Below are 13,661 nucleotides of genomic sequence, written 5' to 3' on the forward strand. Positions count from 1 at the left end.
TGGGTCGGCAGTGGTTTCGACAAGCTCAACCACTGTTAGGGGAGTATTCAATAAAGTGTGCTATACCTGTTTTTGAAATTGTTTTGGCGAGATTCCGGTAGCTTTAGTAAAAAAACGGGAAAAATATGCAGGATCATTAAATCCTAAATCAAAAGCAATTTGTTTAACAGCTTCGTTTGAGTACAATAGTTGTCTTTTAGCTTCTGTAATAATTCGGTTTTTTATAAAATCACTAGGGCTTTCCGTTCCGATTTTTTGAAAGTGTTTGGTTAGCGATTTTGGCGATAGTCCTAATCGGTTAGCATAATCGGTAACGCTGTGTAGTTTTTTAAAGTTATATTCTACCAACAAGCTAAAGTCTTTGAACAGTTTGGTTTCAGAATCTTCTTTAAACACATCTCTTTCTTTTTTTATACGAACTGCATATACTATAAATTGTTTTAATAAAGATTGTAACATATCGTATTGTGCTGTTTCTTCCAGTTCAAATTCTTCAATTAAATTGTCTATAATAAAATTCAGTTTTTTAGTTTCTTTTTCTGATGGAGAAACAAATGGGGTTTCATATACATTATTAAACAACACACCATTACAGGAAACTTCCGCATCATGTGCTTGAATACAATAAAAATCTTTATGAAAACTTAGTTGATAGGCTTCTTTAATTTTTTCAGAGTCAATAGCAAAAACCTGGCCGGGCGTTAAGAAAAACAGCACATTACCTTCAAATGTGTATGTTTTAAAATCAATAGTATAAACTCCTTTACCTTCTTTAATCCAAATTATTTTAAGTTGTTCAATTTGTTGTGGTTCATTTACAATACAGGCTTTTTCGAATTGCACTTGTTGTAATGAAAATATGTTTTTAAACTGGTATGTTTTAATGTCTTGAATTGCCATAGTTTAGGGTAGTTTAGCTGATTAGTCGTAAGATAAGTTATTACTAACAAAAATCTATATTTTACACACAGTTAAAAAAGGCACTTGCTTATGGCAAGTGCCTAGTAAAATAGTATAAAAAATTCTTTTGTTAGCTATTTATAATTAAACCTGTCTTCATCAGGATACCAATAACCTCTAAGACTCGGTTCAAAAGTACCATTCTCATAATCTTTTAAATGGTTTTCTAAGTAACCTGACGTGCTAAAATTAACCACTCTACCCATTTCTTTTTCTACTAAAAAAGGAGCACAAATAGCAACAGAATATTTATTATTCCCCGTTTCAATAAACCTTTTAAATTCATAATAATAAATATTTCCATATAGTTTTTCAAGAGTTATATCTTCTATTATAATTAACTCATCTTCACTAGATCCATTTATTTTCTTTAAGTACTTTTTTGCTATTTCTAGCATCTCTTTATCCGTTAACATAAATCAATTTCAACTATTTTATCTTTATTACAAATACACGCTATCGGGCAGGATTGCAAACCTGAGTTATCAGATATTAATCAACTTATTATTATTTCAATCTATTCTTCATCCTCCTTTTTTATAGGAATATAAAAATTAGTAACCTTTCTCTCTCGATTTTCATCCATAAATTCCCTTATCATATTTTGTTCTTGTTCAGACAAAGTCGAATTAAAATAAATATACTCATCACCCAATTTAAAGAGTTCATTAAGCTCGGGACACTTTTTAAACAATGAAATCATTTTTTCTACATACCTCTGAGGGTTAACGAAATTTTCTTTTGTTAAACTTAACTTTTTAGGATTAAGCTTTAATATTTTCATCATTCGTAAATCCAGCCATTCAACAAGATCTCTTATTTGATGGTAATACTGATCATCCTCAGAATCAATATCAATTTTCCCTAAATATTTTAATTGATCCCTTTGGTTAGATATATAATTTATCATATCTAACAATAATTCTCTTACTATTTCTTTCATTTTTTTCGGTTATAATTATCCTTAATAAATTCAATCATTTCTTCAAAAGTTTCAAAATCAACTTCTTGTTTTGTTATGATTTGAAACTCTCTTTCATAAATTCTAGCTCTAAATTCAACTAGTTCATCAATATTCAAATCTTTAACATACTTCCCCATCCTCGCGAAACAAAAAATAAAAAAGCTATTACCGAAATAACGACTTCTTAAAAGTGTATGCTCACTTTTTGAATATGGATTTTTAAGTATTGTTATAAAGGAATGTTATTTTAATAATGCTATTCAAAACTACTTTTCAGAAAGCCTCTTTACTTTATCCATACAACCCTTTATAGTACTTTTTAGAATGATCTATAACAGAGTTGATGTATTCGCTAAAAGTAAAATCATCGTAGGGCTCAATCTCTACTTCTCCAAAACCCCATTGACAAATCCACACTTTTGGATCTTCACTTTTTTCATCTAAGTAAAAGTAAAGAAACCCATCTGTACCTGTGCTAAATACCCAATAAGGTCTTTCTATAGAGACCCCTCCTAATTTTTTATCAGCTTCAAAAAAAGTTATAAAATCTGGATTGGTTAATTCTTTGATTCCTGATTCTCCTTCCAAAAGCGTTAAGTCTCCAGAATAATCTCCTGCCAAGTATAAAAACTCTCTGTAGGACTTAGGAAAAGTAACGCCTAATTTTTCTTCATATTCCTTTATTTCTTGTTCGGTAACCCCTTCAATAGTTCTTTCAAAAATTGTAGGATTCTCCTTTAACTTTTGTAAATATTGTAGTTCCATATTAATTGTTTTTTAAAAATTTATCTAATTGCTTTGAAGTCTCAACATATGAATTTTTTGTATCTTTAACAGCTTCAAAAGTGATATTTTTAGGCTGATATATGTTATTTCTTAGCATAATTTGCTTTTTACAGGAATTACAAGGTGCATACAAAGATTGGTAATTAAAACTACGAACTTCTACGTTATCTTTTCCATATTTCATATAAAGTTTTTGCATATCATCATCAAATTGAGCCAATATTTTATGCTCTGTATCACCAAATCTACCCTTAATTATTTGTGTGTCTGCTGACTTTGCTTTAAAATATTGTTTTAACTCTTTGGATCCGATAGCTCGGATTTACAAATTCATATTATCAGTGTACTTTTATGTTAAAACACTTTAAGAACTATAATTAAAAAACTACCTCACAATTTAATGTAAGGTAGCTTTATTTTCATGTAATTCTTGTAATTTACTTATACTCGGAACGGATTACAAATCCGTGCTATCAGGACTTTTAGTTATTTAATTGCTATTATCTACACAAACAACAAGTTCACTCCTTTTATTCTAAGCAGTCGTATAAGAACTCATTTATATTGATTCTATTTTATAATATTTCCCTTCTTTATCTTTTGCTACTTCAAATAAAATCATGTTGAAATTATGATAGTATAAAGGTTCTCCGGTTTCATCTGAAATAAATAAATGATCTGAGTTATCAAAAATAGTTTTGACAAAAACAGTCCAACATGGTAGTATTTCATCTTTCAACTTACCATATCCAATCTTTTCATTTTCTTCAAATAACGCTCCATCCGTGCAATCTTCAAAATAGAATTGCCCGTCCAAGTCTTTTATAATCTGTTTCGCTTTTTTTATAATTTGCTCTTCTGAATGTTTCATAATTTTATTTTTATTAAATCTATACCTGCTTTTTTTCTTTCCCTGTTTGCATAATTTAAACTAAGTTCTAACTCTTCTTTCGTCCAATCTCTTCTTCTTGACCAAATTTGCTCCCAAACATAGGTTTCTTTTTCCCATGTTTTTAAGGGATGATACGCTTCTCCTAGTTCTTCAAAATGCTTTAAATGAGCTTTTTCATGAAAAGCAACCAATTCAGTGGATTTTTCACCCAAAACCATTTGTTTTGTTCTTGCATCAAAAGCACCCGCAAAACCTTTAACTTTCATAAAATAAAATAAATCTTGTGCTTTTTCAAACTTTACTCCATTTAGTAATATTGGTTTAAATTGATTGGTTATTTTTTTAATTTTCAAATCTTCTTCCAAAATTAACAAAACTCCCTTTTTTCTTAAATCTCCTCTTAGTTTTCTTATTTGAGAAGCTCTTAACACTTTTCCGCCCAATTTACCAATTTCCCTCGGACGAGCCATTAAACTTGCTTCTTCTATTTCATTAAAGATATCTTTTTTACCTAACTCATCTAGTTCCCCTTTCTTTACCAAATCATCTAATGACTTTGTGAATTTAGGGTTTTCTATAATTTCTTTAGCTGTTTTAGAAAGTTTTCCTTTTAAAAACACCGAAACTTCACCCGCTAAACATGCCATTTCTAAGTAAAATAAATATTTAGAAATATTTTTTCCTAGCTCAGTATCATTAACATTAGTAAGTTTTAATAGCGTATTTACGGTACCTGTACTAACTTCAACAACCCCTGTTACTGCTTTTACAGCAGTGATAGCCAATGTTAAGTGTTTGGTTTTACCAAGTAAGGTTTTACTTCTATTCAAGATTCTAACTAAACGACCAACTTTGAGTAGGTTACCAACACCAGACACTGTAGAAAGTATGTCTAACGCATATTCTACTCCGGTAAACACATTTTTCCAAAAAGCTGTTTGCCCATTGGCATATAATAAAAATGCCGGTAGCTTTGTATATAATGAACCTTCTTCTTGGCCTTGTTCTTTTAAGATAAAACTAGGTGTTTCACTATTTAACACCACAATAGGAGAAAAAGGATGGTAATTGTATGTAAAAGTTTCATAAATATCACGACTAGCCTCTATAAGTCTTGACTTTTCTTCTCCATAACCCACATTAATTATTTCAGGTTCTTCTTTTGTTCCTACCTTAACTCGGACTTTGAATTCGATTTTTGCTTTTTCGGTTTCCCAATTGATAGTTGCATTGTCTGAATGAAAACCAAGAACTTTATTAGACTTATAAGCTAAAATGACAGGACTTTCATCTGTAATCTCTATAAGTTTATTGGTTTCCGGATTGATATTTGCATACGAGCTGTTTTTCCATATACTCCAAATGAAATATATATAGGTTTGAAACTGCTCTCCATCCAAGCCATTAACCAGTTTTTGCAAAAGTGTATTATTATCTGTTTTAATGGTAAGTAACTTTTTTAAGTATGTATCATTCTGCTCTCTTACATAAACCAGCTCTTTTTCTTCAACTACCTTCCTTCCTACATCTTGTTTATTGTTATACTTATGGGTATATCTATGATATAGAATTTTTAATAGTTTTAGCAATAAATCTTCTTCATTGGTTCCTAAAACATTCGTAATATTTCCGCTTGCCAATGTTTGTACAACCGCCCATAAGGAACTATTGTTATAAAACACGTGATATAGGGCTTCAGGTATTTGATAAATAAGTGCTTTTTTATCATTTAAACTTGATTTATTGGCTACCGGTGTTATATGATACCCTAAACGTTCCAAGAAACGATGTCGCCATTTAGAACGAAAGTCGTTTACCTCATTGTAATAGTTAAAAATAGTTTCTTTTAAAAAACTTAGCACACCTGATAAGGTTTTGAAACTGATTCTTAAAGCTATCATTGGAATTTCGTCTTCATCTAACAAAAAAGAGGGCAGCATTTTATTCGCATCTTTTTTATAGTAATACGACAATTGATAGGGGTTAGAATCTCCTAATAGTTTTGATAAAATAGGAAAACGATGTACCGATGCGCTTAAAGAAGCTACAGATATTCCTAAATTTTCATTTACTTTTACCCCATACACATTGGTGTAGTGATACGTGTTTTCATTGAAAAGAGAGAAATCTCCTGGATTAAAACTGATATAATCTTTTGAATTATAGGCATGTACAATCTCAACCAATCCAACTAATTGATTATTCGGATTGATAAAAAATTGAAATCCTCCATTATAGATTTTCTCGGGAATGGTTACCTCTACCAATGGCTCTTGAAAGTCGGCATCTGTAAAGACTCTTTCATCTGTATCATAAGAAATATTTTTATAATAAACATCGCCAAGTAGTACCTGTTTATAATAGCCTATATTATTAGCATCCATAAAGAATCTTTGGGAAATACTTACCTCTTTATTCTCTCTTGGGAAATCCTTCAAAAGCATTGTTTCCTCTTGAAAATCTTGCTCTTGTGTTATTTTTATTGTTATGATCTCTTGATCTACTTTTTGGGTAAAATCCGGGATTTTTAAGTAATCGATGAGATCATCCATCGTTATTATTTTATTCATTCTTTTTCTTTTCTATTTAAACAATCGGTAACCAACTCCTATATTGTGTGTTGGTTGATTTAGTGAGTTTAAATTGACACGATAACTGGCAAACCATTTTCCTTTTCGGTTGTACTGTAAGCCAACACTTAGATTGTTAAATGTTTGGGGATTTCCGCCTACTTCTGTGAAAAGGTATAATCCGCTTCTGTAGGTTTTAGGATGTTCAATGGTTTTGGTAACGGTAATTGTCTTTGGTACTTTAAGTTTATACGACAGCTGACTGTCAAGTAATTTTCCTTGTACCAAATGATAACTATATAACTCTAAATCGTTATTACTTAAAGTATCTCTGTATATTTTTGCTGCCTTAAAATGGGTAGTGTCTTTTAATAAAACAGTATCTCTTATTATTTCTTTTACATCATTTTTATGTACATATACTTTTTGATACTTTACTGTTTGTATATTAAACGTGTCTATTTTTGTTTGCCAAACAGTATCTCTTACAATTGTTATTTTAGGTTGTTGTGAATCTTCTTTTACCGATCTTTTTTTAAAAAGATTCATAAATAATAATACGATAATAACACCCAAAAGAACTCTTTCGGTTTTGTTTTTAAAAAAATTCATGATGTTTTGTTTTAGTGTTTAGAAAAATGTTTGTCAGCTCAAAAATCGAGTTAGATTGTTTGACCTCATTTATAAATGAGAGTTGCCTCTCATTGCTCGTTGAAATGACAAAAAACACTATGCTTTAAAAGAGCTGCGAAACGCGATTCTTAGCAGCTAAAGTTTTTTCTTTTACTTTTTTAAATGTCTGTTAGCAATTCACTTCTTCTCCATGCAGTATCTGACACTCTCATATAAATATATCTTTCTACACTATCTTCATTTATTACTTGTGTTCCTACAGGATTATCAATCAAAGGAAACGAAGTATTTAAAGATTCACTTGTTTGAGGAACAGAAGTATTTATTGTTTTAGCTTTTATATCATCTAATAAGGCTAGCGTTCCACTTTTATCTTGAAAATCTACTTCCCTATTACTTGTTAACACATCTGTAACTGATACATTTACACTATTTCCTGTAATTATATTTTTTAAAGACAACTGATGTTGTACCGATTCAATTCTTAATCGAGTCTTAAAATAAGGACCTGTATTATCAAATATAAACCATGGGGAATTATTATATAAAAACTCAATTATTGTATCATTTTGTCTTGAGCCTTCAATAGTTGTTTGCCTTATTGAAAAATCATCACCATCCGTATCAAATAAAATTTCTTGAGTAGAGTTATTTCCTACTTTACGCAAAACAACATCATTTGATGTACTATTACCCTGGTTTGTAACTTCCTGTAAATCTTGCAACCCTATATTTGTCAAATCTGGTTTATTCTTAATAAAATCTGGTTGCGTATTATCTATTTGATTCCAATCTGACTGTAGAATAGTTAATTCAGAAGCAACACTTACTTCTCCTGTTTCGTCAATTACAAATCGACGATTAGCTTCTCCAGTTTCTTGTTTACTATCAATATAACTATCTATTAAATCGGCATATTGTTGTTGAGTAGGTTTATCACCTGTTTCAAAAAATTGTTTTAAGGTTTCTTTGTTTTGTTTCATTTTTGTTCTTTTTTATCGTTACTATTTTTTGATAAAAAAGAGCCACTAAAAACTGTATTTGCTAGAGGCTAGACTTTTTCTTTTTTATTTAAGCTAAATAAAAGCTTCCTTTTATTTCCTTATCCTTTAGGAAGGGTTGACTCCACCGCTACCTAAATCAGCACCTTCAATATACTCAATATAAATCGCATCATTTGGACCAAACTCCATTACATAAGCTGCAAAGTCAACATGACCAAATGTTGCATATCCAGCATACTTCATGGTTTCTGTATAAATATCTACTCGAGCATTTGTCCCATTTCCTTGACCACGATCGGCTTTCAGCCACTCAGCCTTTACAATGTATCTCATGTTCAAGTTGTGAGTTTTTTCCATATTTCCTCCACTGAATGTGTCAAAATCACTCATTGTCCATAAAACTTCTTTTGTTAACCTAGACTCTCCCCCACCTCCTAAAGCGCTAATAACTGGCTTAGTTGGATCAGTCTTGTCAATAGCTATATTGATACCTGCTTGATAGGTTGGTACTTGCTGTTCAGAAATAACACTTACTTCTCCGGTTTCATCAATCACAAATCGACGGTTGGCTTCTCCTGCTTCTTGTTTGCTATCAATATAACTATCGATTAAATCGGCATATTGTTGTTGGGTAGGTTTATCGCCTGTTTCAAAAAATTGTTTTAAGGTTTCTTTATTTTGTTTCATTTTTATTCTTTTTTATCGTTACTAATTTTTGATAAAAAAGAGCCACTAAAAACTGTATTTGTTAGAGACTAAACTTTTTCTTTTTTTATTTAAGCTAAATAAAAGCTTCCTTTTAGGGTCATCTTTGCATTTGTTACCGGAATCCCTTTTAAATTTTTATCATAAAAAACATCATTTAAACTTGTTTTTAAACGAATAAAAATCACCAATGCCCCTACACTTGTCATATAAGCATTTGCAGAATAAAAATTAGTATTCCAACCAGAAAACTCCTCAATAATTATTTTACTTTTTTCAACATCTCCAACATATAAGCCATTAATTGGCTGACTAACACCTATCGGTATATTTATTTTTACATCTTGATCAGAATCGTTAAAGCCTCCCGATATATTATCTAGTTTAATCGTAAAGTCTACTCTATTTCCAATGTAATTATAATTTCCTTCCATTGTTCCTGTATAACTTATTCCATTTATAGAAGATAACGTTGAAATAAAAGTTCCTTCCCCTGAATTTAATGTATTATTTCCTCCTAAAAAACCACTAAAATCCACCGTAAAGGTAGAATTATCATCTCTGGTAAAGGTTGCCAATCCATTACCATCAACTGTACCACTTACCAAACGTGCTAAATTGGTATTATCCAGATAAGGTGTTAAATCAATTTGTGACACACTCACACCGTCTTTTAGTAAATCAACCGTATTGGTTCCGAAAATAGGTGATAAGGTATATTCCGGTATTGATTGTTCTGAAGCAACACTTACTTCTCCTGTTTCATCAATCACAAATCGACGGTTGGCTTCTCCTGCTTCTTGTTTACTATCAATATAACTATCTATTAAATCGGTATATTGTTGTTGGGTAGGCTTATCGCCTGTTTCAAAAAATTGTTTTAAGGTTTCTTTATTTTGTTTCATCTTTTTTATCTGTTTAAATAAATTGTTTTGATAAAAAAGAGGCGCTAAAAACTAATGTTAGCAACTAAACTTCTTCTTTTTTACTCTTTTTTTGTTCTTCTGTTATTTTTTCTACGGTGTCTTTAAACCCGCTTTGATTTAACAGCTTGTACAATGCTTTAAATGGATTAACCCCATAAATTTTATTGTAATTTTCTAATATTGATTTTATTTCTGTTATTGCTATAAAGCCTGCTATTATTTTTAAAAAAGGCACTTCATTTACGATATGTTTTTCTAAAAAATAGGCTGAAATAATGACCAAATTATAAATAAAAAATTTTGAAATGGTATGGGCAATTTTTTCACTTTTTATAGGTATTTGCAACTTAACGGAAGCGTATGCTCCTGTTATAAAATCTACCACAATTAAAAACATCATGGTGGTTAACACTCCATTTAAGGGTGATAGCAATGCTAACATCCAAAAAATGAAATGTGTTAACTTATCCATTTTTACTTAATTTTCTGTAATCTAATACTCTGTTTTTAGGATACGCTTTTATACTTACGCTATTTCCTTGGTTACCACCTAATAGATATACATAACGTTTAGACTCTTTAATTAAAAATCCAACATGTCCTTTCCAGCTATCCGGTGATTCTCTCCATAAAACTACAATATCTCCTTGTTGCGGATTTACCGTAGAGGTTCCTACCTTTAACCAGCTTCTTGCGGTTAATTGGTTTGATTTTTCATATCCTGCTTGCTGTGCTACCCAATTGGCAAAAGCACTACACCAAGCGGTTTCATCTTTAAATTTTGAAGCGTCAAAGCCTAATGATGTAAAATAATTTACAATTTGCGGATGATCTTTAGAGCCTTGTACTTCTTTTACTCCATATTGCGATAACGCTACTGATATTAAACTATTCATACAAATGTTTGATTTTAAGCGTTAGCAGATAAAAACCGGTAAGTTTCTGATTCTTTTTTCTATTTTTCTTCACCTGAAAGGGGTTTAATCTAACTTTTTAGTTTCTGCGTAACATAAAAAAGGTTAATAATTCAATGAACTGTTAGAAAAGCAAGACAAATATACAACATTTTACATATAAAAACAAAACATTTTACATAAAATATTGTAAAATGTTTTAATTAACTATAAATCAGCTTATATATTCTGTACTAACACAAAAAAGTTGCCTAAAAATATTTTAGACAACTTTTAAAGGTAATTCTAGCTAATTTTAATAACGTAAATTTTTCGGTATTTTTAAAAACTCCCTAGCAATACAAGTGGTTACGGTACTTTTTTAACGAGTTTTCCATGACTATTTTTGTTCCCAGGGACGATTTGTTGGTCTATCATCCGTTAACAAACCATATTCTTCATTTTACAGAAACTTTAAAAAGCTCTTCAAGAGTATTTCTTCTTACATTATTATCAATACCCCCTTCTTCACCAAATCATCCAAAGACTTTTCTAAATCATCAACATTATCTATGATAGCTAAGCCAATTTCTTCCAATAAAGTAGTTAATTCTAGCCAAAATAAATTTCTCCTGGACAAACCCACGGAACATTCAACTAGGAATACGTTTCCAAACTAAAAACATTTACAAACGAGGTTAACCTTGAGGTATTTATCCTATAAAGAATAAAAAGCCACTAGATACCTAGTGACTTTTAGTTTAAAAATCTTTAATCATTGCTTTTTACAACGGGATGTTATTTAACCTTCTATAAATGGCATCATTAATCATTTTACTAAAAGTGTATTTAACATCTCTATACAAAGGCCAATTTTCTTCCTTTTTAGCGTATGCATCCAATATATATATATCGGGGTCTTCTTTGTCTTCATCTAAAAAGAATATACTATACTGACTATCTAATTGATCAAACACAAAATAAGGTCTATCCATTTTATAACCTGTATATTCTAACGATTCTTCACAATCCTCTCTGAGTTCTTCGAAATCATCCCACTCAAAAACCATTCCCGTTGCCTCGCTTTCACCGCCAACGCTTAAATATTCTTCGAATGCTAACGGAAACTCTTTTCCTTCATTAAACAGCCCTCTAATTTTAACTATCGTATCAATTTCAAGACCTTTCAAGGGTATCCGATTACTTAAATTTGGAGTATCCCTTAATTGTTGCATATATTTTAATTCCATTATTATTTATTTTGTTGTTGCTTAAACACTTTTTCGTACTTCTTTTTTGCTGTTTTTATTTCAGGGTAAGTCCTTATAAGGTCTGCAAACCCTTTCACAGACTCATCTGATTTTATGATAAATTGCACTTTTTTTCCTATAGATTTCAAATATTCTTCTAACATTACAAATTCACGAGAACAACTAGAACAAGTGGCAAATATATTACTGGTTTCTATAACAAATTCGTCAGCTTTGTGTACATGATTTTTTAAAAAATTATACACAAATTTTATCTCACTATCATACTTCCTAGCACGTCCTGTTAAATCATAGGCTCCCGTAACAAATGTAATAAATTCATCATAGTTCTTAAATACATCAATAGTATTTGAAGGCAATACAGGAGGGGTTCCGAATCTATCCAAAATATCCTCTTTCCTTCCAGACAAAGAAAACTCGGCAGCTTCATCAAATTGTTTTCCATTTTTGTAAAATTTAATACTAAAATCAGCTTGATTATGACCCTTTACTAACCCTGGATAATCGTCTAAATGCTTTACAAATAATTCTACTATTTCATCTTTTGTAATCGGAATTAACGATTTGGCTCTCCATAACCTTGTGGTTTCACTTACATTATGAATAAATTTAGGTCTAAAATCAATATAACTTTTTAATGTTTTTTCCAATTCTAGCCCTGCAATATCTTCTATTTCTCCCAAGATCTTATACTTCCCATTTAAAGATAAAAGACTCTCCGGATCATCCACAGATTTATCTAAAAGTTTATTGAAATCGGATTTATTTTCTACAATCGTTTTTGCACTTTTTTGCAAGCCTTTAGTAATAGCTGCTCCAATTTCTCCTGACAACGAAGCCAATTCTAACCAAAATAAAAAGCCACTAGTTACCTAGTGACTTTTTATCTGTATTTTAGAGACTACCTCTTAAAAACTACTCTATCTTCTTGAAATAATCATCTATATCCATAAAACGAGTAACCTCTGTTTGTACATAAAGCATTTCTAAAATTTCTAAGCTCGAAATAACAGTTTGCTTTTTACCAAATTTAGGCTCTCTTATACTAGTAATTAAAACCGTTTTCTTTGTTACTCCATCTCTTAAAAGATGGTCTTCATAAAGATAAGAAAAAATGCTAGTTACTCGTATATTATTTTCATCCAACTTCTCTTTAACCCTTCTGGTGATTTCTTGTTCTTTGGCTTCTATTTCTTCTTTCTTTTCAAGAGACCACTTTTTTCTATTTTCCATCATTTGACGCACTTCATTTTCCACCTCTTCTATTTTATTTTTATAATCCATAATATTATTCTTTTAATTTTCTCTTTTTTACATCAATTCAATTTAAAATACATTCTATTTTGGACTAACTAGTTACATTTTACATTTTAAATCTTAAAATATAGTTTTTTATAAAAACATATCATTCAAGAACAACATAAATATCTCAATAATCAATTTTTTTGAGGTCTTATATAACGCGACATATTGAGAGGATTTATAACATAATTTTCTTCTACAAATTGATACAATTCTTGTATATCATTTTTATTTAATGATGGATTAAATTCTATGTGTTTTTCTTTTAATACATAAATCTCTTTTATTTCGGGTAAATGCTCAAATAATAATTTATACTCTTCATAAACTTCCTTGAATGTAGTATAACTCATGTGTTCTTCATGTATTTCTAATTTTTCTAAATTGGAAAACTCAAAACGATGATACCTAGAATCTAAAAAGTTTAACAGTAAATTTTTGGCTCTGGTAATTATAATATCACCTCCTAATTTCTCATGGGCTTTTTTAATATAAATGTCGTCCTCTGTAAACTCCCTTATATTACTATATGACATCATTTCTAATAATATTTTTTTAATAACTGGTTTAATAATTTCTTAGTTTTTAATGGTTAATATTTTTCAAAAACAAAACTTATCATCTCCGATGCAGATTGAAAGTCTAATGGCTGTTTGGCCGCTATTTGAAACTCTCGTTCAGCTATTCGTGCTCTTAACTCTATTACTTGGTTGTCTGACATTATTTCTACAAATCCTTCCATAGAGATTTTGTCA

The 13,661-nt window shown here is 30.2% G+C and carries 19 protein-coding genes; all 19 read right to left on the reverse strand.

Going from position 1 to position 13,661, the window contains the following annotated elements; translation table 11 throughout:
* Positions 1–60: 60 nt before the first annotated feature.
* Positions 61–900, reverse strand: a complete 840-nt coding sequence (locus ACQY1Q_RS07180; RefSeq protein ID WP_431004620.1) for a helix-turn-helix domain-containing protein — start codon at positions 898–900, stop codon at positions 61–63.
* Positions 901–1,034: 134 nt separating this feature from the next.
* Positions 1,035–1,358, reverse strand: a complete 324-nt coding sequence (locus ACQY1Q_RS07185; protein ID WP_431004621.1) for a hypothetical protein — start codon at positions 1,356–1,358, stop codon at positions 1,035–1,037.
* Between the two features lie 119 nt (positions 1,359–1,477).
* Complete coding sequence (locus tag ACQY1Q_RS07190) at positions 1,478–1,903, reverse strand: hypothetical protein (RefSeq protein ID WP_431004622.1); 426 nt, start codon at positions 1,901–1,903, stop codon at positions 1,478–1,480.
* Entirely contained in the window at positions 1,900–2,061 is a 162-nt protein-coding gene (locus ACQY1Q_RS07195) for a hypothetical protein (RefSeq protein ID WP_431004623.1), read from the reverse strand. Before ACQY1Q_RS07195 ends, ACQY1Q_RS07190 begins: the two co-directional genes overlap by 4 nt.
* 154 nt (positions 2,062–2,215) lie before the next feature.
* The gene (locus ACQY1Q_RS07200) at positions 2,216–2,689 is read right to left on the reverse strand and encodes an SMI1/KNR4 family protein (protein WP_431004624.1); all 474 of its coding nucleotides are present in this window, start codon (positions 2,687–2,689) and stop codon (positions 2,216–2,218) included.
* A gap of 1 nt (position 2,690) precedes the next feature.
* Entirely contained in the window at positions 2,691–2,909 is a 219-nt protein-coding gene (locus ACQY1Q_RS07205) for a hypothetical protein (protein WP_431004625.1), read from the reverse strand.
* Positions 2,910–3,269: 360 nt separating this feature from the next.
* On the reverse strand, positions 3,270–3,581 hold the full coding sequence (locus tag ACQY1Q_RS07210; protein ID WP_431004626.1) for a hypothetical protein: 312 nt from the start codon (positions 3,579–3,581) through the stop codon (positions 3,270–3,272).
* Positions 3,578–6,172 carry a zincin-like metallopeptidase toxin domain-containing protein gene (locus ACQY1Q_RS07215; RefSeq protein WP_431004627.1) on the reverse strand — a complete coding sequence of 865 codons (2,595 nt, stop codon included), beginning with the start codon at positions 6,170–6,172 and terminating at the stop codon, positions 3,578–3,580. The genes ACQY1Q_RS07210 and ACQY1Q_RS07215 overlap by 4 nt, the downstream gene beginning before the upstream one ends.
* A gap of 12 nt (positions 6,173–6,184) precedes the next feature.
* Positions 6,185–6,784, reverse strand: coding sequence for a hypothetical protein (locus ACQY1Q_RS07220; RefSeq protein WP_431004628.1), 600 nt, complete (start codon positions 6,782–6,784; stop codon positions 6,185–6,187).
* 179 nt (positions 6,785–6,963) lie between these two features.
* The gene (locus ACQY1Q_RS07225) at positions 6,964–7,788 is read right to left on the reverse strand and encodes a hypothetical protein (protein WP_431004629.1); all 825 of its coding nucleotides are present in this window, start codon (positions 7,786–7,788) and stop codon (positions 6,964–6,966) included.
* Between the two features lie 126 nt (positions 7,789–7,914).
* Positions 7,915–8,496: a hypothetical protein gene (locus tag ACQY1Q_RS07230; protein WP_431004630.1), complete on the reverse strand. Its 582-nt coding sequence runs from the start codon at positions 8,494–8,496 to the stop codon at positions 7,915–7,917.
* 89 nt (positions 8,497–8,585) lie between these two features.
* Positions 8,586–9,419 carry a hypothetical protein gene (locus ACQY1Q_RS07235; RefSeq protein ID WP_431004631.1) on the reverse strand — a complete coding sequence of 278 codons (834 nt, stop codon included), beginning with the start codon at positions 9,417–9,419 and terminating at the stop codon, positions 8,586–8,588.
* A gap of 64 nt (positions 9,420–9,483) precedes the next feature.
* Positions 9,484–9,912 (reverse strand): phage holin family protein, encoded by a 429-nt coding sequence (locus ACQY1Q_RS07240; protein ID WP_431004632.1) that lies wholly within the window; start codon positions 9,910–9,912, stop codon positions 9,484–9,486.
* Positions 9,905–10,336, reverse strand: coding sequence for a TIGR02594 family protein (locus ACQY1Q_RS07245; RefSeq protein WP_431004633.1), 432 nt, complete (start codon positions 10,334–10,336; stop codon positions 9,905–9,907). The genes ACQY1Q_RS07240 and ACQY1Q_RS07245 overlap by 8 nt, the downstream gene beginning before the upstream one ends.
* A gap of 782 nt (positions 10,337–11,118) precedes the next feature.
* On the reverse strand, positions 11,119–11,568 hold the full coding sequence (locus ACQY1Q_RS07250) for a hypothetical protein (RefSeq protein ID WP_431004634.1): 450 nt from the start codon (positions 11,566–11,568) through the stop codon (positions 11,119–11,121).
* 17 nt (positions 11,569–11,585) lie between these two features.
* Positions 11,586–12,437 carry a hypothetical protein gene (locus ACQY1Q_RS07255; RefSeq protein WP_431004635.1) on the reverse strand — a complete coding sequence of 284 codons (852 nt, stop codon included), beginning with the start codon at positions 12,435–12,437 and terminating at the stop codon, positions 11,586–11,588.
* 82 nt (positions 12,438–12,519) lie between these two features.
* Positions 12,520–12,888 (reverse strand): hypothetical protein, encoded by a 369-nt coding sequence (locus ACQY1Q_RS07260; RefSeq protein WP_431004636.1) that lies wholly within the window; start codon positions 12,886–12,888, stop codon positions 12,520–12,522.
* A 152-nt stretch (positions 12,889–13,040) separates the two neighbouring features.
* The gene (locus ACQY1Q_RS07265) at positions 13,041–13,445 is read right to left on the reverse strand and encodes a hypothetical protein (RefSeq protein ID WP_431004637.1); all 405 of its coding nucleotides are present in this window, start codon (positions 13,443–13,445) and stop codon (positions 13,041–13,043) included.
* 53 nt (positions 13,446–13,498) lie between these two features.
* A complete protein-coding gene (locus tag ACQY1Q_RS07270; RefSeq protein WP_431004638.1) occupies positions 13,499–13,648 on the reverse strand; it encodes a hypothetical protein in 150 nt (49 codons plus the stop codon).
* Positions 13,649–13,661 lie beyond the last annotated feature (13 nt).

Origin of the sequence: Tenacibaculum sp. TC6 (assembly GCF_050606265.1) — a bacterium.
GTDB lineage: Bacteria > Bacteroidota > Bacteroidia > Flavobacteriales > Flavobacteriaceae > Polaribacter.

Bases quoted from the DNA above. Each gene is read 5' to 3' on its own strand.
- ACQY1Q_RS07180 (WP_431004620.1), bottom strand. From the start codon at position 900: ATGGCAATTCAAGACATTAAAACATACCAGTTTAAAAACATATTTTCA.
- ACQY1Q_RS07185 (WP_431004621.1), bottom strand. From the start codon at position 1,358: ATGCTAGAAATAGCAAAAAAGTACTTAAAGAAAATAAATGGATCTAGT.
- ACQY1Q_RS07190 (WP_431004622.1), bottom strand. From the start codon at position 1,903: ATGAAAGAAATAGTAAGAGAATTATTGTTAGATATGATAAATTATATA.
- ACQY1Q_RS07195 (WP_431004623.1), bottom strand. From the start codon at position 2,061: ATGGGGAAGTATGTTAAAGATTTGAATATTGATGAACTAGTTGAATTT.
- ACQY1Q_RS07200 (WP_431004624.1), bottom strand. From the start codon at position 2,689: ATGGAACTACAATATTTACAAAAGTTAAAGGAGAATCCTACAATTTTT.
- ACQY1Q_RS07205 (WP_431004625.1), bottom strand. From the start codon at position 2,909: ATGCAAAAACTTTATATGAAATATGGAAAAGATAACGTAGAAGTTCGT.
- ACQY1Q_RS07210 (WP_431004626.1), bottom strand. From the start codon at position 3,581: ATGAAACATTCAGAAGAGCAAATTATAAAAAAAGCGAAACAGATTATA.
- ACQY1Q_RS07215 (WP_431004627.1), bottom strand. From the start codon at position 6,172: ATGAATAAAATAATAACGATGGATGATCTCATCGATTACTTAAAAATC.
- ACQY1Q_RS07220 (WP_431004628.1), bottom strand. From the start codon at position 6,784: ATGAATTTTTTTAAAAACAAAACCGAAAGAGTTCTTTTGGGTGTTATT.
- ACQY1Q_RS07225 (WP_431004629.1), bottom strand. From the start codon at position 7,788: ATGAAACAAAACAAAGAAACCTTAAAACAATTTTTTGAAACAGGTGAT.
- ACQY1Q_RS07230 (WP_431004630.1), bottom strand. From the start codon at position 8,496: ATGAAACAAAATAAAGAAACCTTAAAACAATTTTTTGAAACAGGCGAT.
- ACQY1Q_RS07235 (WP_431004631.1), bottom strand. From the start codon at position 9,419: ATGAAACAAAATAAAGAAACCTTAAAACAATTTTTTGAAACAGGCGAT.
- ACQY1Q_RS07240 (WP_431004632.1), bottom strand. From the start codon at position 9,912: ATGGATAAGTTAACACATTTCATTTTTTGGATGTTAGCATTGCTATCA.
- ACQY1Q_RS07245 (WP_431004633.1), bottom strand. From the start codon at position 10,336: ATGAATAGTTTAATATCAGTAGCGTTATCGCAATATGGAGTAAAAGAA.
- ACQY1Q_RS07250 (WP_431004634.1), bottom strand. From the start codon at position 11,568: ATGCAACAATTAAGGGATACTCCAAATTTAAGTAATCGGATACCCTTG.
- ACQY1Q_RS07260 (WP_431004636.1), bottom strand. From the start codon at position 12,888: ATGGATTATAAAAATAAAATAGAAGAGGTGGAAAATGAAGTGCGTCAA.
- ACQY1Q_RS07265 (WP_431004637.1), bottom strand. From the start codon at position 13,445: ATGATGTCATATAGTAATATAAGGGAGTTTACAGAGGACGACATTTAT.
- ACQY1Q_RS07270 (WP_431004638.1), bottom strand. From the start codon at position 13,648: ATGGAAGGATTTGTAGAAATAATGTCAGACAACCAAGTAATAGAGTTA.